The sequence below is a fragment of the Pseudomonas sp. MYb2 genome, assembly GCF_002979955.1.
Taxonomy (GTDB): Bacteria; Pseudomonadota; Gammaproteobacteria; order Pseudomonadales; family Pseudomonadaceae; genus Aquipseudomonas.
In genome coordinates, this window is record NZ_PCQC01000007.1 from 388,214 (window position 1) to 409,380 (window position 21,167).

General features: G+C 57.9%; 22 protein-coding genes and 1 tRNA gene. 9 read left to right on the forward strand and 14 right to left on the reverse strand.

Features of this window, described 5'->3' with window-relative positions; all coding sequences use genetic code 11:
• The first annotated feature begins 140 nt into the window (after window positions 1-140).
• On the forward strand, window positions 141-959 hold the full coding sequence (gene suhB, locus CQ009_RS15220) for an inositol-phosphate phosphatase (protein ID WP_034156254.1): 819 nt from the start codon (window positions 141-143) through the stop codon (window positions 957-959).
• Window positions 960-1,208: 249 nt separating this feature from the next.
• On the opposite strand, the gene CQ009_RS15225 is transcribed toward suhB, so the two are convergent.
• The 6 genes from CQ009_RS15225 to queA all read right to left on the reverse strand — a co-directional run bounded on the left by CQ009_RS15225 (window position 1,209) and on the right by queA (window position 7,312).
• Entirely contained in the window at window positions 1,209-1,757 is a 549-nt protein-coding gene (locus CQ009_RS15225) for a glycine zipper 2TM domain-containing protein (RefSeq protein WP_064392076.1), read from the reverse strand.
• A gap of 121 nt (window positions 1,758-1,878) precedes the next feature.
• Window positions 1,879-2,793 carry a protein translocase subunit SecF gene (secF, locus tag CQ009_RS15230; protein WP_064392078.1) on the reverse strand — a complete coding sequence of 305 codons (915 nt, stop codon included), beginning with the start codon at window positions 2,791-2,793 and terminating at the stop codon, window positions 1,879-1,881.
• A 9-nt stretch (window positions 2,794-2,802) separates the two neighbouring features.
• On the reverse strand, window positions 2,803-4,671 hold the full coding sequence (gene secD / locus CQ009_RS15235) for a protein translocase subunit SecD (RefSeq protein WP_064392080.1): 1,869 nt from the start codon (window positions 4,669-4,671) through the stop codon (window positions 2,803-2,805).
• Window positions 4,672-4,735: 64 nt separating this feature from the next.
• Window positions 4,736-5,074, reverse strand: coding sequence for a preprotein translocase subunit YajC (gene yajC / locus CQ009_RS15240; RefSeq protein WP_007916913.1), 339 nt, complete (start codon window positions 5,072-5,074; stop codon window positions 4,736-4,738).
• Window positions 5,075-5,117: 43 nt separating this feature from the next.
• Window positions 5,118-6,233, reverse strand: coding sequence for a tRNA guanosine(34) transglycosylase Tgt (tgt, locus tag CQ009_RS15245; protein ID WP_161806670.1), 1,116 nt, complete (start codon window positions 6,231-6,233; stop codon window positions 5,118-5,120).
• 14 nt (window positions 6,234-6,247) lie between these two features.
• A complete protein-coding gene (gene queA, locus CQ009_RS15250; RefSeq protein WP_105707215.1) occupies window positions 6,248-7,312 on the reverse strand; it encodes a tRNA preQ1(34) S-adenosylmethionine ribosyltransferase-isomerase QueA in 1,065 nt (354 codons plus the stop codon).
• A gap of 107 nt (window positions 7,313-7,419) precedes the next feature.
• On the opposite strand from queA, the gene CQ009_RS15255 reads away from it, so the two are divergent.
• Window positions 7,420-7,504 (forward strand) — tRNA-Leu (locus CQ009_RS15255).
• Window positions 7,505-7,639: 135 nt separating this feature from the next.
• On the forward strand, window positions 7,640-7,969 hold the full coding sequence (locus tag CQ009_RS15260) for a hypothetical protein (RefSeq protein WP_064392109.1): 330 nt from the start codon (window positions 7,640-7,642) through the stop codon (window positions 7,967-7,969).
• Between the two features lie 12 nt (window positions 7,970-7,981).
• Here CQ009_RS15260 and CQ009_RS15265 read toward each other — a convergent pair whose 3' ends face one another.
• Together CQ009_RS15265 and CQ009_RS15270 are read right to left on the reverse strand one after the other, a co-directional pair.
• The gene (locus CQ009_RS15265; RefSeq protein ID WP_064392111.1) at window positions 7,982-8,350 is read right to left on the reverse strand and encodes a PH domain-containing protein; all 369 of its coding nucleotides are present in this window, start codon (window positions 8,348-8,350) and stop codon (window positions 7,982-7,984) included.
• Between the two features lie 36 nt (window positions 8,351-8,386).
• Complete coding sequence (locus tag CQ009_RS15270; protein ID WP_064392113.1) at window positions 8,387-9,142, reverse strand: hypothetical protein; 756 nt, start codon at window positions 9,140-9,142, stop codon at window positions 8,387-8,389.
• 119 nt (window positions 9,143-9,261) lie between these two features.
• Between CQ009_RS15270 and CQ009_RS15275 the strand changes: the two genes are divergently transcribed.
• From CQ009_RS15275 to CQ009_RS15285, 3 genes are all read left to right on the forward strand, one after another.
• Window positions 9,262-9,627 carry a hypothetical protein gene (locus tag CQ009_RS15275; RefSeq protein WP_105707217.1) on the forward strand — a complete coding sequence of 122 codons (366 nt, stop codon included), beginning with the start codon at window positions 9,262-9,264 and terminating at the stop codon, window positions 9,625-9,627.
• A gap of 99 nt (window positions 9,628-9,726) precedes the next feature.
• Window positions 9,727-10,506 carry a hypothetical protein gene (locus CQ009_RS15280; RefSeq protein ID WP_105707219.1) on the forward strand — a complete coding sequence of 260 codons (780 nt, stop codon included), beginning with the start codon at window positions 9,727-9,729 and terminating at the stop codon, window positions 10,504-10,506.
• Window positions 10,507-10,563: 57 nt separating this feature from the next.
• Entirely contained in the window at window positions 10,564-12,495 is a 1,932-nt protein-coding gene (locus CQ009_RS15285) for an alkaline phosphatase D family protein (RefSeq protein WP_105707221.1), read from the forward strand.
• A gap of 117 nt (window positions 12,496-12,612) precedes the next feature.
• Here CQ009_RS15285 and CQ009_RS15295 read toward each other — a convergent pair whose 3' ends face one another.
• A complete protein-coding gene (locus tag CQ009_RS15295; RefSeq protein ID WP_105707224.1) occupies window positions 12,613-13,785 on the reverse strand; it encodes an aspartate aminotransferase family protein in 1,173 nt (390 codons plus the stop codon).
• 100 nt (window positions 13,786-13,885) lie between these two features.
• Between CQ009_RS15295 and CQ009_RS15300 the strand changes: the two genes are divergently transcribed.
• The 3 genes from CQ009_RS15300 to CQ009_RS15310 all read left to right on the forward strand — a co-directional run bounded on the left by CQ009_RS15300 (window position 13,886) and on the right by CQ009_RS15310 (window position 16,087).
• Window positions 13,886-14,791, forward strand: coding sequence for a LysR family transcriptional regulator (locus CQ009_RS15300; RefSeq protein ID WP_105707226.1), 906 nt, complete (start codon window positions 13,886-13,888; stop codon window positions 14,789-14,791).
• A 55-nt stretch (window positions 14,792-14,846) separates the two neighbouring features.
• On the forward strand, window positions 14,847-15,251 hold the full coding sequence (locus CQ009_RS15305; protein ID WP_105707228.1) for a GNAT family N-acetyltransferase: 405 nt from the start codon (window positions 14,847-14,849) through the stop codon (window positions 15,249-15,251).
• 134 nt (window positions 15,252-15,385) lie between these two features.
• The gene (locus tag CQ009_RS15310; RefSeq protein ID WP_007949995.1) at window positions 15,386-16,087 is read left to right on the forward strand and encodes a hypothetical protein; all 702 of its coding nucleotides are present in this window, start codon (window positions 15,386-15,388) and stop codon (window positions 16,085-16,087) included.
• Window positions 16,088-16,376: 289 nt separating this feature from the next.
• On the opposite strand, the gene CQ009_RS15315 is transcribed toward CQ009_RS15310, so the two are convergent.
• The 5 genes from CQ009_RS15315 to cyoB all read right to left on the reverse strand — a co-directional run bounded on the left by CQ009_RS15315 (window position 16,377) and on the right by cyoB (window position 21,165).
• Window positions 16,377-16,868, reverse strand: a complete 492-nt coding sequence (locus CQ009_RS15315) for a RidA family protein (RefSeq protein ID WP_007916938.1) — start codon at window positions 16,866-16,868, stop codon at window positions 16,377-16,379.
• A gap of 406 nt (window positions 16,869-17,274) precedes the next feature.
• Window positions 17,275-18,162, reverse strand: coding sequence for a heme o synthase (cyoE, locus tag CQ009_RS15325; RefSeq protein WP_053123579.1), 888 nt, complete (start codon window positions 18,160-18,162; stop codon window positions 17,275-17,277).
• Between the two features lie 10 nt (window positions 18,163-18,172).
• A complete protein-coding gene (gene cyoD / locus CQ009_RS15330) occupies window positions 18,173-18,508 on the reverse strand; it encodes a cytochrome o ubiquinol oxidase subunit IV (protein WP_007916940.1) in 336 nt (111 codons plus the stop codon).
• A complete protein-coding gene (gene cyoC / locus CQ009_RS15335; protein WP_016985612.1) occupies window positions 18,508-19,131 on the reverse strand; it encodes a cytochrome o ubiquinol oxidase subunit III in 624 nt (207 codons plus the stop codon). The genes cyoD and cyoC overlap by 1 nt, the downstream gene beginning before the upstream one ends.
• Window positions 19,132-19,134: 3 nt before the next feature.
• Complete coding sequence (gene cyoB / locus CQ009_RS15340) at window positions 19,135-21,165, reverse strand: cytochrome o ubiquinol oxidase subunit I (RefSeq protein ID WP_064392123.1); 2,031 nt, start codon at window positions 21,163-21,165, stop codon at window positions 19,135-19,137.
• Between the last annotated feature and the right edge of the window lie 2 nt (window positions 21,166-21,167).

Sequence of the window (21,167 nt, forward strand, 5' to 3'; positions counted from 1 at the left end):
GCGCTCTCGGACACAGGAAAGGGGTGCAAATCTTACAGAACAGCCTACCGTTAAGCTATGAAAGCGAACAGCGTCCTTCACCTGAAGAAAAGTTCTGATAGAATGCGCGGCTTTCTTTAACAACCTTAGGTGACACATCCATGCAGCCCATGCTGAATATCGCGCTGCGCGCCGCCCGCAGCGCCAGTGAACTGATCTTCCGCTCCATCGAGCGCCTGGATACCATCAAGGTCGACGAAAAAGACGCCAAGGATTATGTATCCGAGGTTGATCGCGCCGCTGAACAGAAAATCATCGACGCGCTGCGCAAGGCTTACCCGAACCACTCGATCCGCGGTGAAGAGACTGGCCTGCACGCCGGTACCGGCATCGAAGGCGAAGAGTACCTGTGGATCATCGATCCACTGGACGGCACCACCAACTTCCTGCGCGGCATTCCTCACTTCGCTGTCAGCATTGCCTGCAAGTACCGTGGTCGCCTGGAACACGCTGTTGTTCTGGATCCGGTTCGCCAGGAAGAATTCACCGCCAGCCGTGGTCGCGGCGCTCAACTGAACGGTCGCCGTCTGCGCGTCAGCGGTCGTACCAGCCTCGACGGCGCCCTGCTGGGTACCGGCTTCCCGTTCCGTGACGATCAAATGGACAACCTGGAAAACTACCTGGGCATGTTCCGCGCTCTGGTTGGCCAGACTGCCGGCATCCGTCGCGCTGGCTCGGCGAGCCTGGACCTGGCTTACGTGGCTGCCGGTCGTTTCGATGCGTTCTGGGAGTCGGGCCTGTCCGAGTGGGACATGGCTGCAGGCGCCCTGCTGATTCAAGAAGCCGGCGGCTTGGTGAGCGACTTCACCGGCGGTCACGACTTCCTTGAAAAAGGCCACATCGTTGCCGGCAACACCAAATGCTTCAAGGCAGTGCTGACGGCCATCCAGCCGCACCTGCCGGCTTCGCTGAAGCGCTAAGCTTCCGACGAGACGAAAAAAGCACCCTTCGGGGTGCTTTTTTTATGCCTGGAATTCATCACGCGCCACACCACGAGACCAATGTAGGAGTGAGCCTGCTCGCGATAGCGGTGTATCAGCCACCACCTGCATCGAATGATAAATAGCTATCGCGAGCAGGCTCACTCCTATAGGGGATTTGTTGCGTGGCTTGAATGGCGGGCACAAAAAAAGCACCCCGCAGGGTGCTTCTTTTAAAACAGTCGGTTCTTACTGAGCCGGCTCATTCTGCGACAGAATCAGCTTGCCTTCCTTGTCGACCGGAATCTGGTTGCCCGGATCGCGATCCATCCGCACTTTGCCTTCCTTGCCATCGAGCGAGTAACGTACGTCGTAACCGACGACCTTGTCACTGATGTCATTGACCGTGTTGCAGCGGGTCTGCGTGGTGGTGTAGGTGTCACGCTCTTGCATGCCTTCCTGCACCTTGTTACCCGCATAACCGCCACCGACCGCACCGGCTACCGTGGCAATTTTCTTGCCGGTGCCGCCGCCAATCTGATTACCCAGCAAACCACCTGCCAGCGCACCGACGACGGTACCGGCAATCTGGTGTTGATCCTTTACCGGTGCCTGACGAGTCACTGCCACGTCCTTGCACACTTCACGTGGAGTCTTGATCTGTGTTTTAACCGGCTCAACGGCCAACACTTGCGCATACTCAGGGCCGCTTTTAACCAGGCTGTAGGTGGCAACAGCACCCCCGGCAGTCACACCGACAGCACCCAATACCGCACCAACCAGTAACGACTTGTTCACATGAACCTCCTGACCATCACATGCGGGACGCGCCCGCGCTTCTCCCAGCCTTGGAGCATAAAAAAAGGCGCGAGTTCAACTCGCGCCTTTCTTGGGCTGACAGCCGGGGAAGCGATGGCCGTTATGGACGGTCGTCGACTTCCTTCTCGGTATTGGCCGGAGGAATCAGATCCTCGGTGGTCAGGTTCAGCCAGATCAGCACCACGTTCGCGATGTAGATCGACGAGTAAGTACCCGCCAGAACACCGATGAACAGGGCGATGGAGAAGCCGAACAGGTTGTCACCGCCGAAGAACAGCAGTGCCGCGATCGCCAGCAAAGTGGAGATCGACGTCGCCATGGTCCGCAACAACGTCTGGGTGGTCGAGATATTGATGTTCTCGATCAGCGTTGCCTTGCGCAGGACACGGAAGTTCTCACGAACCCGGTCGAATACCACGATGGTGTCGTTCAGCGAGTAACCGATGATCGCCAGCACCGCCGCCAGCACGGTCAGATCGAAAGTGATCTGGAAGTACGACAGGATACCGATGGTTACGATCACGTCGTGAATCAGCGAAACGATGGCGCCGACCGCGAACTTCCACTGAAAGCGGAAAGCCAGGTAGATCAGGATACCGCCGAGCGCCAGCAGCATGCCGAGGCCGCCCTGGTCGCGCAGCTCTTCACCGACCTGCGGGCCGACGAACTCGACACGCTTGACCGTCGCCGGGTTGTCGCCACCGACTTTCTGCAGAGCTTGCGCTACTTGATGGCCCAACTGCGGGTCTTCACCCGGCATGCGCACCAGCAGATCGGTGGTTGCACCGAAGTTCTGCACGATCGCTTCGTGATAACCGGAGGTAGCCAGTTGCTCACGCACTTTGGTGACATCGGCCGGACGCTCGTAGGTCAGCTCGATGAGCGTACCGCCGGTGAAGTCCAGCCCCCAGTTCATGCCCTTGGTAGCGACACTGAACATAGCCAGCAACGTGAGAAAAACTGTGACGCCGAACGCGAAGTTGCGAACGCCCATGAAGTTGATTGTACGTAACATGGCAGCCCCTTAAATCCACAACTTCTTGAAGTCACGTCCGCCAAAGATCAGGTTGACCATTGCGCGGGTCACCATGATGGCCGTGAACATCGAGGTAAAGATCCCGAGGGACATGGTCACCGCGAAACCTTTGACCGGGCCGGTGCCCATGGCAAAGAGAATCCCGCCGACCAGCAAGGTAGTCAGGTTGGCGTCGAGAATCGCGGTGAATGCCCGGCCGAAGCCTTCGTTGATTGCACGCTGCACGGTCATGCCGGCGGCGATCTCTTCACGGATCCGCGAGAAGATCAGCACGTTGGCGTCGACCGCCATACCCATGGTCAACACGATACCGGCGATACCCGGCAGGGTCAGTGTGGCACCCAGCAGCGACATCAGCGCCAGCAGCAAGACCATGTTCACCGCCAGTGCGACGGTGGCAATGATGCCGAAGAAACGGTAGATGGCGATGATGAACAGCGACACGAACAGCATGCCCCACAGCGACGCATCGATACCTTTGGTGATGTTGTCAGCACCCAGGCTCGGGCCGATGGTGCGCTCTTCAGCGAAGTACATCGGTGCAGCCAGACCACCGGCACGCAGCAGCAGCGCCAGTTCGGACGATTCGCCCTGACCGTTCAGGCCAGTGATACGGAACTGAGCACCCAGCGGCGACTGAATGGTCGCCAGGCTGATGATCTTCTTCTCTTCTTTGAACGTTTGCACCGCCACGTCTTTCTCGACGCCATCGACCACTTGCTTGGTGTAAGTGGTGATCGGGCGTTGTTCGATGAAGATCACCGCCATGCTGCGACCAACGTTCGAACGGGTTGCGCGGCTCATCAGTTCACCACCGTGACCATCCAGACGGATGTTCACTTCAGGCGTGCCGTGCTCGCCGAAACCGGCCTTGGCGTCAGTCACCTGGTCACCGGTGATGATCAGACCACGTTCGATCTGCGCAGGAGGACGATTGCCTTCACGGAACTCGAAAGTCTCGGAAGTGGCTTTCGAAGCACCCGGCTCTGCAGCCAGACGGAACTCAAGGTTGGCCGTCTTGCCGAGAATACGCTTGGCTTCGGCAGTGTCCTGCACGCCCGGCAGCTCAACCACGATGCGGTTGGCGCCCTGACGCTGGACGATCGGTTCGGCAACACCCAGCTCGTTGACGCGGTTACGTACCGTGGTCAAGTTCTGCTTGATGGAGTATTCACGGATTTCCGCCAGCTTGGCCGGGGTCATCGCCAGACGCAGTACCGGTTGACCGTTGAGGTCGGCCGGAACAATGTCGAAATCGTTGAAGTTCTTGCGGACCAGCGCACGGGCCTGTTCACGGGAGTCTTCATCGCTGAAGCCCAACTGGATGGCACCATTGAGCTGCGGCAGGCTGCGATAACGCAGTTTCTCTTTGCGCAGCAGGCTCTTGACGTCGCCTTCGTAGACTTTCAGGCGTGCATCGAGGGCTTTGTCCATGTCCACTTCCAGCAGGAAGTGCACACCACCGGACAAGTCCAGACCCAGCTTCATCGGGTGCGCGCCCAGATTGCGCAGCCATTGCGGGGTGGTCTGTGCCAGGTTCAGCGCGACGACGTAGTCATCACCCAACGCCTTGCGCACTACGTCTTTGGCCGGCAGCTGATCTTCAGCCTTGCTCAGACGGATCAGACCGCCCTTGCCATTTGCCGCCAGTGTGGCTGCCTTGACGTTGATGCCGGACTCTTTGAGCGCGGTGCTTACGCGATCCAGATCGGCCTGATTGACCTGCAGAGCCGTGCTGGCGCCGCTGATCTGAATGGCCGGGTCATCGGGGTATAGATTCGGAGCGGAATAAATCAGACCGACCGCCAGCACCGCCAGGATCAGAATGTATTTCCACAGAGGATATTTGTTCAGCATCACGCCGCCCGTTATGACGCGGGGCGCCTTGCGCGCCCCGTCGATTGAGTAGAAGTTGTTGCTCTTAGATCGCTTTCAGCGTGCCTTTTGGCAGCGTGGCGGCGATGGCGCCTTTCTGGAATTTCATTTCGACGGTGTCGGAAACTTCCAGAACCACGAAGTCATCGGCTACTTTGGTGATCTTGCCGGCGATGCCGCCAGTGGTCACAACTTCGTCGCCTTTCTGCAGGCTGCTCAGCAGGTTCTTCTGCTCTTTGGCGCGCTTGGCCTGTGGACGCCAGATCATCAGGTAGAAAATGACCAGGAAGCCGACCAGGAAAATCCACTCGAAACCACCGCCCATAGGGCCGGCAGCAGCCGGTGCAGCCGCGTCAGCCATGGCGTTAGAGATAAAAAAGCTCATTTAGCACTCCAGTTGCAAATGTTGAATCTTGGGGTCAGAAAACTCAGTCCAAAGGCGGAACGGGAAGTCCGCGTTTGGCGTAGAAGGCATCGACAAAGGCGGCCAATGTACCCTGTTGAATAGCCTCGCGCAAACCAGCCATCAGCACCTGATAATGGCGCAAGTTGTGGATGGTATTGAGCATGCTTCCCAGCATTTCGCCGCACTTGTCCAGATGATGCAGATAAGCGCGCGAGAAGTTCTGGCAGGTATAGCAATCGCAGGTCGGATCCAGCGGCGATTCATCATGGCGATGGAACGCGTTACGGATCTTCAGCACGCCTGTATCAATGAACAGATGCCCATTGCGGGCATTACGGGTTGGCATCACGCAATCGAACATGTCCACACCGCGGCGCACACCCTCAACCAGATCTTCCGGTTTGCCAACGCCCATAAGGTAACGAGGTTTGTCAGCCGGCATCATGCCCGGCAGATAATCCAATACTTTGATCATCTCGTGCTTCGGCTCGCCCACCGACAGACCGCCAATGGCCAGGCCATCGAAGCCGATCTTGTCGAGGCCTTCCAGCGAGCGCATGCGCAGATCCTGGTGCATGCCACCCTGCACGATACCGAACAGTGCCGCAGAGTTTTCACCGTGAGCATTTTTCGAACGCTGAGCCCAGCGCAGCGACAATTCCATCGAAACGCGCGCGACATCTTCGTCAGCCGGGTACGGCGTGCATTCGTCGAAAATCATCACGATGTCGGAGCCGAGATCGCGCTGCACCTGCATCGATTCTTCCGGACCCATGAACACTTTGGCGCCGTCGACCGGGGAAGCGAAGGTCACGCCCTCCTCCTTGATCTTGCGCATCGCGCCCAGGCTGAACACCTGGAAACCACCGGAGTCAGTCAGGATCGGGCCTTTCCACTGCATGAAATCGTGCAGGTCGCCGTGTTCCTTGATCACTTGGGTGCCAGGACGCAGCCACAGGTGGAAGGTGTTGCCCAGAATGATTTCTGCGCCAGTGGCGACGATGTCACGCGGCAACATGCCCTTGACCGTGCCGTAAGTGCCCACCGGCATGAACGCCGGGGTCTCGACGGTGCCACGCGGGAAGGTCAGACGACCACGACGGGCCTTGCCATCGGTGGCAAGGAGCTCAAAGGACATGCGACATTCGCGACTCATTCTGTTTCCTCTGGGCCTGATTGTTCAGGGGCAGTCGGTGCGGGATTGCGGGTGATGAACATCGCATCACCGTAGCTGAAAAAGCGGTAACCGTTGTCCACGGCAGCCTTGTAGGCGGCCATGGTTTCCGGATAACCGGCAAATGCGGAAACCAGCATCAACAGCGTGGATTCCGGCAAATGGAAATTGGTCACCAGGGCATCGACCACATGGAACGGCCGGCCCGGGAAAATAAAGATATCGGTGTCGCCACTGAACGGCTTGAGCACGCCATCGCGCGCCGCACTTTCCAGCGAACGCACGCTGGTGGTGCCGACAGCAATTACCCGACCGCCGCGCGCTCGGCATGCCGCGACCGCATCGACTACATCCTGGCCGACTTCCAGCCACTCGGTGTGCATGTGGTGATCTTCAAGCTTCTCGACGCGCACCGGCTGGAACGTCCCCGCGCCCACGTGCAGCGTGACGAACGCCGTCTCGACGCCCTTCGCAGCAATCGCTTCCATCAGCGACTGATCGAAATGCAGCCCCGCCGTCGGCGCCGCCACCGCACCGAGTTTCTCCGCGTACACGGTCTGATAACGCTCGCGATCCGAGCCTTCGTCCGGGCGGTCTATATAAGGAGGCAACGGCATGTGCCCGACGCGGTCGAGCAGCGGCAGCACTTCTTCAGCGAAGCCCAACTCGAACAACGCATCATGACGCGCGAGCATTTCTGCCTCGCCACCGCCGTCGATAAGGATCTTCGAACCCGGCTTCGGCGACTTGCTGGAACGCACATGGGCCAGCACGCGGTGCGTATCGAGCACCCTCTCAACGAGGATTTCCAGCTTGCCGCCGGACGCTTTCTGCCCGAACAGCCGCGCCGGAATCACCCGGGTATTGTTGAACACCATCAAATCGCCCGGGCGCAAATGCTCGAGCAAATCAGTGAATTGACGGTGTGCAAGGGCGCCGCTCGGCCCGTCAAGGGTCAGCAGGCGACTACCGCGACGCTCGGCCAAAGGGTGGCGGGCGATCAGCGAATCAGGGAGCTCGAAAGTAAAGTCAGCAACGCGCATGATGGGGTTCGTCTAGCAGGGCCGGAAAGTCTAGCGGAAATATTGAAAATTCTCTATGTACCTGATTGACCGACGGTAATCTCATCTCTATACTTCGCCGCCATTGAGCCCTGATGGCGGAATTGGTAGACGCGGCGGATTCAAAATCCGTTTTCGAAAGGAGTGGGAGTTCGAGTCTCCCTCGGGGCACCAAAATTAAGAAAGGTCTTGCTTAGCAAGGCCTTTTTTTTCGTCTGCCGGAAAGTGCCTGCTGTTGTAGGAGCTGCCGAAGGCTGCGATCTTTTGATTCACCGCTTCTTGGTCAACCGAAATCCCAAGGATCCCCCCATGGAAACGTCACTGGAAACAGTCGCCCTTTTCTCCCTCAAACTCGCTTACGAGGAAGAAGGCCTGAGCCCGATTTTGCGGGACGACATGGTCATGGGTGATTACCAGAAAGACATTTTCGAACTATTGGTGCGGCGTGGGGATGTCGAGACTATTCAGTTCAAGATGAACGAATGCCTTGGCCTAGCGATGGACGCCTTGGGCGGTATCGAGAAACCGCTCGGACGCGAGCTGCACAAATTATCCGCCGAGTTCAGCGAAGCGCGTTCGCTGGAGCAGCTGGATCAGCCGCTCCTCGCGCTCAAGGGTTATTTGAAAGACATCCTGTGATGAGCTGAGCCGTTACAGCAGATGCTTGGAGATGTACTTGGAAATCTCCACCATCGATGTCTTCCCGGAGAATTCGAATTTCACTTTCCCCAGCGACGAAAAGTAGATCTCCAGCTCTGAGTCCAGATCGAACGTTCCCGAGGTTTCCACGGAGTACGCGACGATGTTTTTGTATGGCAAGGACGTGAAATCCTTCTTGCTGCCGGTAATGCCCTGAACGTTGACTGCGATGATGCGTTTGTTGGTAAACACCACGCCATCGCGCATGGCCTTGTAGGCGTCGATCACTTCTTCACCTTCCAGCAAGAGGGAGGTAACGCGCTCGGCGTATTCATTGTTTTGCTTGAGTTTGAAGAAGCCTTTGTTGTTGAAGTCGATCATCTGTCCATCCTCTGGTTGAATAAAAAACCCGGCAAATCACTTGCGCACTTTCACCACTCGAATCTTGATCGGAAACCCACCCGCTCCCTTCAGCGTCTTCCATCCTACGTACTGGAATATCAAGTTCTCGTCGATGGGGTCGCCCCGCTCTACCATTGGTCCACCCAGCACCGCGACTTCCCTGTAGACGGCGCAGCTGCCCGCATTGGGGCCGACGAAGTAGACCACATAGGGTTTGACGTATTGCACCGCGCGGAAATGCCGGCCGCATTTCCAGTCGACCTTAATCATCAACGTCTTCAGATACGCTTCGCCATCCGTTTCCGATTCCTCGGCGAGTTCTTTGAGCTTGCCGATTCCGCCGACGTCGCTAAAGCCCAGAGCACGGGCGCGCTTGTATTCCGGGGATTTCTGGTGCTCGGCCTGATCCTTGTAGTATTGCTCTTGAAGCTCGGCGACCAGGACCGGCTCCTCCTTGTTGCGGATCTCGAACGCTTGGGCAATGACGGTTTCGCAACGGGCATATTCGGGAGAGGCAAGGCTTGCCGGGGCAAGGTGATCGCGATGGACGTAAAGAGTGTGATTCAAGCTGTCGACGCGGTTCATCGCTTGCCTGCTCGTCATGGCCCCGCTTTGGACTCTGTTCACTACGTCCTGAAAACTCTGACAATCGGCGAGGTATCCTTTCCAGGCGACCTCCGGGGTTTCATCCCAGCCGGCAAGCGCCGGGGTCATAACGGTGGCGAGGAGGAAAGCGCTGAGCAGGCGCGAGACAGAAGAAACGGTAGGCATGTGTAGTCCGTTACGCAGTGGAAGAAGGTGGCGCGAAGCTACTATTTTGCTATCTTGCCGTCCACTTTCGATGGAGGCGTATCAAGCGCTTCTGTTAACGGGCGCTCGGGAATAAATCAATGGATGCTTTGTTGTGCTTGCTGGTAATGGGCGGAACCTGGTTGTGGGTGGTGAAGCAACGCGGCGAGTGGAATCTGTTACTCGCCAACCTTGCCGGCGCCGGCAGTAGCGTGGTGACTGGCATTGTCTTCACACTGATTTACGGCGGGCTCATTGGCACCTCGATGGCGACGACCAACCTGGATCGCAGCCTGGTGGTTTTCATGGCCAGCGCCGGTGTCCTCGCGGGCGTGTGGATGTGGGTCGCCAATCGCCGCCAACCCGAACATCCGATTGCACGTCAGTTGCTGGGCGCGGTGTGTGGCTTCACTGCCGGCATGATCACCTTGATGTTTCTGGCGGTGAATTATTTCCCCAACACTTGATCGGACGGTGCATCTGTTTTGCTATCGTGCTGCCCATCATCAGCGTTCACCTCGAACATGCGTTGGTTTCAGGTTTAGAAGGTTTAAGGAAAGGATCGAATGGATTTTCTGCATTTAGTGGTTTTTGTCGCTACCTGGGGTTTCATGTGGCGCTGGGTGGTGAAGAACCGCGGCAACTGGAATCTGTTCTTCGGCAACATTGTCGGCGTGGCGGGCGGTGTGATTGTGGCCATGGTGGTGCTTTCCATTTCGCTGTCGTTGTTTCCCGACAAGAAATCTGCCGAAACCGTCGAGACAACAGCGCAGACATCCCAACAACTCATGCCCTCCGCTGAAACACAGGTCATCGCGCCGGCAGAGCCGGCCGTTGCAGTGGCCGAAGCGGTGTCGCCGCCGGCACCTGCGCAAGCAGCGGTCGCCACAGCCGCTTCTGCCGCGCCGAATGCCACGACACAAAAGTCTGAACCGCCGGAATCTGCATTGCTTCCTGATTACCGTGGCCGGTCACGAAAAACCTTATCCGAAAACCTTATCGTCAACGATTTCAACGAGACCGATCGCGCCGTCATCAATGCCAAACGCCAGGCTGCTGGTGATGGAGCAGACGCTGACCGATCCTACATGGCCGTTGTCATGTGCATTCCGGCGTTACAGCACGCTCTGCGTTTCCCCTCCACAGAGCGTGTGATTGGCCCGGCCTTCAAAGCTAGCCGCCAGAACGACCAGATTTATAAAGTCACCGCGGTTATCTCGGCAGACAACATGTTGGCCGCGACGGTCGTCTACAACTACAGCTGCTCCATGCAAGCAGTCGCGGGCGCAGATGGCGATACCCAGTGGAACCTGGTGGATTTGAGCCTCACGCAAACATCTCGCTGAACGCCGTTTGCTGCCTGCGCTATGATCGCCGACCTGCACTTAGAGTCCTGACACCGGATGCCTGCTTCCGCGCTATCGCCTGATTCCCCCGCCTCACTGCCTGCAATACTGGCGGGCCCTTTGCTGCGGCGACTGGAACCGGCACGCCTGGTGATGTGGCTGGTCGCAAGCCGCAAGCTTTCGCTGACGCTGCGTCTGCAAGATGTCGCCGATATACCGCTGGACGATGGCAACTGTACGACCATCGCGGTGGGCCAGCATGCTTTCGTGCATTTGATCGATGTTGCATTAACTACCCCGCTACCCTGCGACACGCGGGTCGATTACGACTTGCTGATTGATGAGACGGCAAGCGGAATTGCCGATTGGGCGCCGCACTTACTTTACGGCGATGCCCGCTGCCCGAACTTCGTCATACGTTCGCGAATCGACCAATTGCTACATGGCTCCTGCCGCAAACCCCATCACCCGGCGGTGGACGGTCTGCTCTGCGTCGATCAACTGTTAGCGACGGAAACCGACCCGCAACAACGCCCCGCCCTGCTCATGATGAGCGGTGATCAGGTCTACGCCGACGATGTTGCCGGTCCGATGTTGCGCGCAATTCATGCCTTGATCGAACGACTCGGCCTGTTCGATGAACACCTCGAAGGCGCCGTGGTCAGCGATAGCGCCAAGCTCTACAAACACCCGGCCAGTTACTACCACCGTGCGGATTTGTTACCGGCGCTGGAAAGCAACGAGACATTGCGCGAGCGATTTTTCGGTGGTGCGCGTAAGCCGATTTTCACCAGCAGCAGCGCTGACAATCACTTGGTGACCTTCGCCGAAGTCATGGCAATGTACTTGTTGGTGTGGTCGCCGACGGCTTGGTCGCTGATCAATCCGCAAGCTCCTGAACTGACGCCCGAACGCTTCAAGCGTTACACCCTCGAACAGACTCGCATTGATGCCTTCAAGACTGGATTGGACAAGGTCGCCCGCGCGCTGGCGCATCTGCCGAGCCTGATGATTTTCGACGATCACGACATCACCGATGACTGGAACCTGTCTGCGCAATGGGAGGAAACGGCCTACGGTCATCCGTTCTCCAAGCGCATCATCGGTAATGCGTTGATCGCGTATATGTTGTGTCAGGGCTGGGGCAATAATCCCGATGCCTTCAAGGATGTCTTGGAGAAAACCCAGGGGCTAAGCGCCAGCGGTGATGACCAATATCTCGACAGCCCGGTGCAGGATGCTCTGATCGATGATTTGCTGCGCTTTCAACAATGGCATTTCGTCCTGCCGAGCAGCCCGGCGCTCGTGGTCATCGACACGCGCACCCGGCGCTGGCGCAGTGAGATGGCGCTCAAGCAACCCTCGGGCCTGCTCGATTGGGAGGCGTTGAGCGAGCTGCAACAGGAACTGCTCGATCACCCGTCAGCGATCATCGTTTCCCCGGCACCGATCTTCGGCGTGAAGCTGATCGAAACGGTGCAAAAGGTCTTCAGTTGGTGCGGTTACCCGCTGCTGGTCGACGCGGAAAACTGGATGGCCCATCGCGGTGCGGCGCAGGTGATCCTGAACATTTTCCGCCACTCGCGCACACCGGGTAACTACGTGGTGCTGTCCGGCGATGTGCATTATTCCTTCGTCTACGAAGTGCTTATCCGCCACCGTAAGGCCGGTCCGCGAATCTGGCAGATCACCAGCAGCGGCATCAAGAACGAGTTTCCGAAAAGCCTGCTGGAATGGTTCGACCGCCTCAACCGCTGGCTCTACTCGCCACGCTCCCCGCTGAACTGGTTCACCAAACGCCGACGCATGCGCATCGTGCCGTACACGCCGGAACATGCTGAGGCAGGTGAACGCTTATGGAATTCGGCGGGGATCGGTCAGGTGTTTTTCAATGAACAGGGGCAGCCGCGGGAGATTATTCAGCACAATTCGAATGGCAAGGCGAAGACACGGATGCTGGCGCCGGATCTGGCGGATTATCCGGACTAGAGGCTTCCCGTGTGGGAGCGAGCTTGCTCGCGAATGCGGTCGAGCATTCAACATTAATGTCGACTGTGACGACGCCTTCGCGAGCAAGCTCGCTCCCACAGGGTTATCGGATATCCATTAACTCGCGGAAACAATCCGTCCAATTCCTCTGACAATCATCTCCACCTCCCGCTCATCAATCGTCAGCGGTGGCAGCAGCCGTATCGTCTTGCCACGCGTGACGTTGATCAACAGTCCATGATCCCGCGCGGCGATCAGGGTCAGATCACGCACCGGTTGTTTCAGCTCGATACCGATCATCAAGCCCTGCCCGCGAATCGCCAGCACATTGGGATTGTTCGCCAGCTCTGCACGCAGACGAGTCAACAGCCGTTGCCCCTGAATCCGGGCGTTTTCCAGCAGGCCCTGTTCTTCGATGATGTCCAGCACCGTGCAAGCGACCCGACACGCCAGCGGATTGCCGCCGAAGGTGCTGCCATGGCTCCCGGGCGTAAACAGATCTGCCGCTCTGCCCCGGGCGAGGCACGCGCCGATCGGCACGCCGTTGCCCAATCCTTTTGCCAGGGTCATGACGTCCGGGACAATGCCTTCATGTTGAAACGCGAACCAGCGCCCGGTGCGGCCGATGCCGGTCTGGATTTCATCAAGCATCAATAACCACGCATGGCGATTGCACAGTTCGCGTAGCGCTTTCAGGTAACCGGGCGGCGCGAGCTGCACACCGCTTTCGCCCTGGATTGGCTCGACCAGAATCGCGACGATGCGCTCGCCGTGCTTTTGCTGCACCTGTTCCAGCGCAGCGAGATCACCGAACGGCACTTTGAGGAAATCCCCCGGCAATTCGTTGAAACCCAGGCGCACCGCCGGACCATCACTGGCCGACAAGGTGCCGAGTGTGCGGCCGTGGAACGCGTTGGCCATGACCACCACCAGCGGCTGTTCGATGCCCTTGCGCCAACCGTACAAACGCGCCAGTTTCAATGCCGTTTCATTGGCCTCAGCACCGGAGTTATTGAAGAACGCCCGCTCCATGCCCGACAGCTCGGTCAGCCGTTTGGCCAATTGTTGCTGCCAGTCGATGCTGTACAGATTCGATGTGTGCAGCAGCAACCCGGCCTGCTCGCTGATCGCCGAAACGATCCGCGGATGCGAGTGGCCGACATTGGTCACCGCGACACCGGCCACCGCATCCAGATACTCGCGGCCGGCCTGATCCCACAGGCGAGTGCCCAGGCCTTTGGTGAAGCTCAAGGCCAGTGGTTGGTAGGTGTTCATCAAGGCGGCGGTCATGACTTGAAACTCCAGCAGGTCGGTGTGCTGGCAGTATGGTTAGCCAGCGAAACTGGATAAACTCGGCAAAACTTCATTCATTTAAAAGCTGAGCTTGATAATGGACCTGTTCCAGTCGATGAGCGTGTACGTCAAAGTCGTCGAAGCCGGGAGCATGACGGCGGCCGCGTTGCAGTGCGACATGTCGACGACCATGGTTGGCAATCATCTGCGCGCGCTGGAACAACGGCTCGGTGTGCAACTGCTGCAGCGCACCACTCGACGTCAACGCCTCACTGAATTCGGCAGCGTTTACTACCAGCGCTGTCTGGAAGTGTTGGGGTTGGTCGCCGATTCCGAACGTCTCGCCGAGCAGACCCTCGATCAACCGCGGGGCATGCTGCGCCTCACCGCGCCGCTGACGTTCGGCGTCGAACGGCTGGCGCCGGCGCTCAGTGAGTTTTCCCTGTTGTACCCCCAGGTCAAACTCGATGTGATCCTGACCAACAGCCGTCCCGATCTACTGGAAAGCGGCCTCGATGTGGCGTTTCGGCTGGGCAATTTCGACCAGTCCAACCTGATCGCCCGGCCCTTGATCGACTACACCCTGACCGTGTGCGCCTCGCCGCAATACGTCGCCCGGCGCGGCATGCCGAAAACCCCGGAAGACTTGCAACAACACGACTGCCTGTCGTTCGCCTATCCCGCCGGCGACGACTGGCAATCGGTGGAAAAACGCTGGCGCCTCGGCGGCCCCGACGGGGAAATCATGGTCGACGTCAGCGGGCCTATGCTGATCAACAGCTCCGCCGGGCTGCATCAGGCGGCACGCACCGGCATGGGCATCGTGATGCTGCCGGATGCGCTGGTGGAACAAGACCTGCGTGAAGGCCGACTGGTGAAGGTGATCGCCGACTTCCAGCCACCCAGCCGACCGATGCATCTGCTCTACGCGCCAGATCGCTATCGCTTGCCAAAATTGCGCCGGTTCGTGGAGTTTGCGATGCAGACGTGGGGGAAATCCTGAGGCTGCGCGGCTCCACCCTTCCATGAAAAATCGCTGACAAGGACCCGAACAGCAGATGAACAACACTCTCAACGTACGTGATTTGCTGCCCGCCGAAACGCAATCGGTGCGGCAGTTTCTCGGGGAGCATGGCTGGGGCCATCGCACCGGCTCAGCTGAACACTTCGCCCTGCTGATCAAGAACTCTCAGCGCACCGCCGTCGCCGTCGAGGGTGAGCAGATCATCGGATTCGCCCGCGGAATCAGCGATGGTTTGTCCAACGGTTACCTGTCGATGGTGGTGGTCGATGACCAGCATCGGCGAGAGGGGATTGGCCGCGCACTGGTCGAGCACATCATGGGCGACAACCCGGATATCACGTGGGTGCTGCGTGCCGGGCGCGAAGGCGCAGAGGCTTTTTTCGCCAGCCTGGGTTTTGAGACCTCGGTGATTGCCATGGAACGGCCGCGCCGGAAATAACCCTCTGCGGGAAAAAACTCGACCGGCAGACCGTTGCTCCGTGACAACGCCGCCGCGCTCCCCTAAATTAGTCGGCCTGAAAAAGCCCTTGGGTTTTCTCATCTCCACTCAAGTTAAAAAGTAGTGAAATTTCAATGTCCGATTTCAACACCGCTGAATCCGTAGTCACCGAATCGTCCAAAGCGGAATACGAAAACTCCATCAATCTTTCACAACACCTGCCACAAGCCAAAATCATCAGCGAGATGGTCCTGGACGCGTTCCAGTCGACCCGCGAAAGCGACCAGATCCGCGAGTTGCGCGCGGCGATCCGTCAGGCTCACGACAGCTTCGATGATGACAAGGCCTACGAACTGATGGGCGAACTCAAGGCGCTGAAAGACGCCGAAGCCGCCGACCTCGCCGCCCTTGAAGACCTCAGCAGCAAGTTCTCGATCGGCCGCATCCTGTCCAGCTTCAAGGACGATCCGGCGTTCCAGGAAATCGTTTACGGCCTCGCGCTGAAAGTGCTGAACCAGACCCATCAGGCGATCAGCAACCCGAGCGGCGGCAAGAGCAAGGCTGCGAAGAAGAAAGAAGTCGAAATCTTCACCATCAGCAAGGACGGCATCAGTGTGACCCTGCCACTGCGCACGCCACGCTCGCGCCTGAACGTTGACCGTGCAGCGCTGGAGTTCCTCGGTTTCACCTTCGTCGGTGAAGGCGAAGAAGCGGAACTGGAAAGCGAAGTCTTCGTCGACAACGCTGGCACCGAGCAGGCGGTAAACCGCAAGAACATCATCACCGCGCTGCAACAGCAGACTGCGTTCGATGGCTATAGCATCGCCGCGCAGTAATAGCGCAGCCGCTGTACGAAAAAGCCCCGCGCTGGGATTCAGTGCGGGGCTTTTTGGTTTTCGGCTGGGGATTCGTGAGGAGGCGAAAATCCTCGCCCCTCACCCCTGCCCTCTCCCGAGGGAGAGGGAGCCGATCGTGAGATATTCAAGAGATGCACCGAAATGAAAGTGCGGTGCCGAATCCACAATCGCCTCGGCCTCTCAGGTCGATGTATAGCGCAAGAAACCTCGGTCAGTCCCCTCTCCCTCCGGGAGAGGGTTAGGGTGAGGGCAAGCCGTGAAGTCACCCTCAAGCCGAAGGATGCAACGCTACAATCATGTCCACCTCAATCGCCGCATTCTTCGGCAACTGATAAACACCGACTGTGGTGCGCGTGTGCCGGCCGGCATCGCCGAGCACATGACTGAACACGTCCGAGGCACCGTTGGCCACTTCACTCAGGTCAACGAAGTCCGGCGTCGACTTCACATACACCGTCACCCGCAACAACGCCTTGATCTTGTCCAGTGAACCCACCGCATCGACGATCAGCGCCAGGCAACGCATTGCACTGATGCTCGCGGCGGCTTGCGCATCCTTGAGGGTCAGCTCCAGTCCGACGCGACCCGGGTACTGAATCTTGCCATTAGTGCGCGGCACCATACCGCTGATGTACAGCTCATCATGATGACGGATCAGCGGCGCGTAATTGCCGCCGGCGGTGTTCTCACCATAGATGTCGTAGTTCAGCTCTTGGGCCAGGGCAATAAAACGCTCGTCGCAGGTCATCCTCTCAGTCATTTCGCCCAGCCTTATGATCAGTGCATGAAGAACCGCAGGTTAAGACCGATGATTGCCGGAGATTCGATTTGTGGCAGGTCATCGGCATAGTTGGATCCAAATCTAGGTGTTTCACGAAGTGATAGCAACCGGCCGCTAAGGCATCCTTCGCCACATTTTCACGGTGAGCCGCCATCTCTGCGACGCCCTGCATTAACTCAGCAAACAGATCGCGCTTTTTCATCCAAACCTGTCCCATTAGAAAATAGCCTCTGGGATCCTAACTAATGAAAAGTTTTCTGAAGGTAGGAGATCTCTCTATAAGCAGACAGTCGTTTCCCAAAGACACGCTCAACCTTAAATAGCACCCAACAAAAAACCCCGCACATCTCTCAATGTGCGGGGTTTTTCGTCCAGCCTTTAAACCTTACGGCGCGTACGTCAGCAGCAGCTCTGCGGGCACCTTGAAGTCCAGGGACATCATGACGCTCAACGCAGTGATGGTGAAGATCGAGAACACGAACAGCTTGCGTGCCCAGACCGTGTCATCCACCGCTTTGTAGCCGGTCCAGGCCATGTACAACCAGTACATGCCCATGGCCGCGGCGACGGCGAGGTAGCTCATGCCGGCGTAACCGCTGAAGGTCAGCATCAAGGTCGCCACGAGGAACGCCAGGATGTAGAGCAGGATGTGCTTCTTCGCCACTTGAATCCCGCGCTTCACTGGCAACACCGGAATCGATGCGGCCAGGTAATCATTGAAGCGGAAGATCGCGATGGCGTAGGAATGCGGCATCTGCCACAGACTGAACATCACCAGCAACGTCAGCGCGGCCATGTCGAAGCTGTTGGTGACGGCAACGTAACCGATCACTGGCGGCATGGCGCCCGACAGACTGCCCACCAGCGTGCCGTGAACCGACTTGCGCTTGAGGTACAGGCTGTAGAAGCCGACGTAGATAACGAAGCCGATCACCGCGAACAAAGCGGCCAACGGGTTGGCCACCTTGTACAACAAAGCAACGCCGAGAACACCAAGGATGGTCGCGTAGACCAGGGCCAGTTTCAGGGAGATCAAGCCCTGCACCAGCACCCGGTTCTTGGTGCGTTCCATCTTCAGGTCGATGTCGCGGTCGATGCAGTTGTTGAACACGCAACCGGAGGCGACAACCAGGGATGTACCGATCATGGCAGCCAGAAACACCGCCAGATCGACATGCCCTTTCGAGGCCAGGAAGAACCCGCCTGCCACAGAAAGCACGTTACCGAAAATGATCCCCGGTTTGGTGATTTGGATAAAGTGCTTGAGCGACATCGGGTCTACCTCACTTCGCCATCATGTACGTGTGGATGCTGAACATGATCCACAGCGACAGGCCAACCAGCAGCACGATCACGATCGCCGTGAAGACGAATGCGATCACGTTGTTACGCTGAGCAATGGAACGGTCCAGGTGCAGGAAGTAATACAGGTGAACGATCACCTGAATCACTGCGAACAGCAGAACGATTGCCAGCGTGGTGGCTTTCGGCAGGCTCGGGTACATCACCAGACCGAAAGGAATCACGGTCAGGATCACCGACAGGATGAAGCCAATGGCGTACGACTTTACGCTGCCGTGGCCAGCATCATGGCTGTCATGGGAGTGTGCATTAGCCATTACAGAGTCCCCATCAGGTAAACAACGGTGAATACGCAGATCCACACCACGTCCAGGAAGTGCCAGAACAGGCTCAGGCAGCTCAGACGGGTCTTGTTGGTCGCCGTCAGGCCGTGCTTGTTGACCTGGTACATCATGATGCCCATCCAGATCAGACCCGCAGATACGTGCAGACCGTGGGTACCGACCAGGGTGAAGAACGCGGACAGGAAGCCCGAACGGCTAGGACCGAAGCCCTCGGAGATCAGCAGGTGGAACTCGTTGATCTCCATGGCGATAAAGCCTGCGCCCAGCAGGAAGGTCATGAACAACCAGCCCAGAACCTGCTGCTTCTTGCCTTTGAACAACGCCAGCATGGCGAAGCCGTAGGTGATCGAACTGAACAACAGCAGAGCGGTTTCGCCCAGCACGTATGGCAGTTCGAAGATGTCGTGGCCCGCTGGGCCACCGGCTACGTTGTTTACCAGTACTGCGTACACCGCGAAGATCGACGCAAACAGAATGCAGTCGGTCATCAGGTAGAGCCAGAAACCGTATACGGTCATCTCGCCCGAGTCGTGGTGATGGTCATCGTGCCCATGGTCACCATGGGCGTGTCCAACATTGGTCACTAAGTTCGACATGGTTTAAGCCTGTTCCAACGAGGTTTCAACACGGGTGGCACCGGCCGGGATTTTCCCTGCCGCAACCAGACGCTTGTGCTGCTCGGCTTCGATACGCTCGATCGTTTCAACCGGAACCATATAGCCCTGGTCGTCACGTGCAGCGTGGATCACGAAGTAGATGATGGTGCCGGCCAGGCTGGCGATCGCCAACCACCAGATGTGCCAGATCATCGCGAAACCGAAGACGGTCAACAGTGCGCCCATCACCACGCCAGTGGCGGTGTTGTTCGGCATGTGGATCGGCTCGTACTTGGCCGGTTGCTGGTACGCAGTACCGTTTTCCTTGGCTTCAGTGAACGGGTCGATGCAGTCAGCCTTAGGCAGCACGGCAAAGTTGTAGAACGGCGGTGGCGACGAGGTCGACCATTCCAGGGTGTGTGCATTCCACGGGTCACCGTGATCGCAAACGTTCTCTGGCTTGTTACGGTCACGCACGCTCACATAGAGCTGGATCAGCTGGCAGGCGATACCCACAGCGATCATCACCGCACCGAACATGGCAACGTACAGGTACGGTACCCACTCAGGGTTGGTGGTGGCGTTCAGACGACGGGTCATGCCCATGAAGCCCAGTGCATAGAGCGGCATGAACGCGACGAAGAAGCCCGAGATCCAGAACCAGAACGCTGCTTTACCCCAGCCTTCGTGCAGCTTGAAGCCGAACGCTTTCGGGAAGTAGAACGCGAAACCAGCGATGTAACCGAATACCGCACCGCCGATGATCACGTTGTGGAAGTGCGCGATCACGAACAGGCTGTTGTGCAGAACGAAGTCAGCACCCGGAATGGCCAGCAGTACGCCGGTCATGCCGCCGATGGCGAAGGTCACCATGAAGCCCAGAGTCCACAGAACCTGGCTGGTGAAGCGCAGACGGCCCTGGTAGATGGTGAACAGCCAGTTGAATAGCTTCACACCCGTCGGGATGGAAATCAGCATCGTCGCCAGACCGAAGAAGGCGTTGACGCTGGCACCCGAACCCATGGTGAAGAAGTGGTGCAGCCAAACCATGAAGCCCAGTACCGAGATCGCGCCCGAGGCGTAGATCATCGAGTGGTGGCCGAACAGTTTCTTGCCGGTGAAGGCCGAGATCACTTCCGAGAAGATGCCGAATGCCGGCAGGATCAGGATGTAAACCTCAGGGTGGCCCCACGCCCAGAACAGGTTGACGTACATCATTGGATTGCCACCAAGTTCATTGGTGAAAATGTGGAAATCCATGTAACGGTCAAGGGTCAGCAGTGCCAGGGTAGCGGTCAGGATCGGGAACGAAGCCACGATCAGAACGTTTGCCCAGGTGCAGGTCCAGGTGAAGATCGGCATGTCCATCAATTTCATGCCAGGGGTACGCATTTTCAGTACGGTCGCGAGGAAGTTAACCCCCGTCAGCGTCGTACCTAACCCGGATAGCTGTAGCGCCCAGATGTAGTAGTCCATACCCACGCCAGGGCTGTACTGCAGACCCGACAATGGTGGATAGGCAACCCAACCGGTCTTGGCGAATTCGCCGACGCCCAGGGACAGGTTGATCAGTACTACGCCGGATACCAGCAGCCAGAAGCTCAGGGAGTTCAGGAACGGGAACGCAACGTCACGCGCGCCGATCTGCAGCGGCACTGCAAGGTTCATCAGGCCGGTGAAGAATGGCATCGCCATGAAGATGATCATGATCACACCGTGAGCGGTGAAGATCTGGTCATAGTGTTCAGGTGGCAGGTAGCCAGGCGAACCCTCGGTGGCCATGGCCAACTGGGTACGCATCATGATGGCGTCGGCAAAACCGCGCAGCAGCATGACCATGGCAACGATGATGTACATCACGCCGATTTTCTTGTGGTCGACCGAGGTCAACCACTCGGTCCACAAGTACGTCCACTTCTTGAAGTAGGTGATTGCAGCGAACAGCGCCAGACCACCGAGGGCGATCATGGCGATGGTCACCATCACGATCGGCTCGTGGAATGGGACTGCTTCCCAACTTAATTTACCAAACATCG

Excerpts from the sequence above, each read along its gene's own strand:
- cyoC (WP_016985612.1), bottom strand. The coding sequence starts at position 19,131 with ATGTCGAACTTAGTGACCAATGTTGGACACGCCCATGGTGACCATGGG.
- cyoB (WP_064392123.1), bottom strand. The coding sequence starts at position 21,165 with ATGTTTGGTAAATTAAGTTGGGAAGCAGTCCCATTCCACGAGCCGATC.
- CQ009_RS15270 (WP_064392113.1), bottom strand. The coding sequence starts at position 9,142 with ATGCCTACCGTTTCTTCTGTCTCGCGCCTGCTCAGCGCTTTCCTCCTC.
- CQ009_RS15295 (WP_105707224.1), bottom strand. The coding sequence starts at position 13,785 with ATGACCGCCGCCTTGATGAACACCTACCAACCACTGGCCTTGAGCTTC.
- suhB (WP_034156254.1), top strand. The coding sequence starts at position 141 with ATGCAGCCCATGCTGAATATCGCGCTGCGCGCCGCCCGCAGCGCCAGT.
- CQ009_RS15260 (WP_064392109.1), top strand. The coding sequence starts at position 7,640 with ATGGAAACGTCACTGGAAACAGTCGCCCTTTTCTCCCTCAAACTCGCT.
- CQ009_RS15315 (WP_007916938.1), bottom strand. The coding sequence starts at position 16,868 with ATGACTGAGAGGATGACCTGCGACGAGCGTTTTATTGCCCTGGCCCAA.
- CQ009_RS15265 (WP_064392111.1), bottom strand. The coding sequence starts at position 8,350 with ATGATCGACTTCAACAACAAAGGCTTCTTCAAACTCAAGCAAAACAAT.
- CQ009_RS15285 (WP_105707221.1), top strand. The coding sequence starts at position 10,564 with ATGCCTGCTTCCGCGCTATCGCCTGATTCCCCCGCCTCACTGCCTGCA.
- CQ009_RS15275 (WP_105707217.1), top strand. The coding sequence starts at position 9,262 with ATGGATGCTTTGTTGTGCTTGCTGGTAATGGGCGGAACCTGGTTGTGG.
- tgt (WP_161806670.1), bottom strand. The coding sequence starts at position 6,233 with ATGTCCTTTGAGCTCCTTGCCACCGATGGCAAGGCCCGTCGTGGTCGT.
- secD (WP_064392080.1), bottom strand. The coding sequence starts at position 4,671 with ATGCTGAACAAATATCCTCTGTGGAAATACATTCTGATCCTGGCGGTG.
- CQ009_RS15310 (WP_007949995.1), top strand. The coding sequence starts at position 15,386 with ATGTCCGATTTCAACACCGCTGAATCCGTAGTCACCGAATCGTCCAAA.
- queA (WP_105707215.1), bottom strand. The coding sequence starts at position 7,312 with ATGCGCGTTGCTGACTTTACTTTCGAGCTCCCTGATTCGCTGATCGCC.
- yajC (WP_007916913.1), bottom strand. The coding sequence starts at position 5,074 with ATGAGCTTTTTTATCTCTAACGCCATGGCTGACGCGGCTGCACCGGCT.
- CQ009_RS15280 (WP_105707219.1), top strand. The coding sequence starts at position 9,727 with ATGGATTTTCTGCATTTAGTGGTTTTTGTCGCTACCTGGGGTTTCATG.
- cyoE (WP_053123579.1), bottom strand. The coding sequence starts at position 18,162 with ATGTCGCTCAAGCACTTTATCCAAATCACCAAACCGGGGATCATTTTC.
- cyoD (WP_007916940.1), bottom strand. The coding sequence starts at position 18,508 with ATGGCTAATGCACACTCCCATGACAGCCATGATGCTGGCCACGGCAGC.
- CQ009_RS15300 (WP_105707226.1), top strand. The coding sequence starts at position 13,886 with ATGGACCTGTTCCAGTCGATGAGCGTGTACGTCAAAGTCGTCGAAGCC.
- secF (WP_064392078.1), bottom strand. The coding sequence starts at position 2,793 with ATGTTACGTACAATCAACTTCATGGGCGTTCGCAACTTCGCGTTCGGC.
- CQ009_RS15305 (WP_105707228.1), top strand. The coding sequence starts at position 14,847 with ATGAACAACACTCTCAACGTACGTGATTTGCTGCCCGCCGAAACGCAA.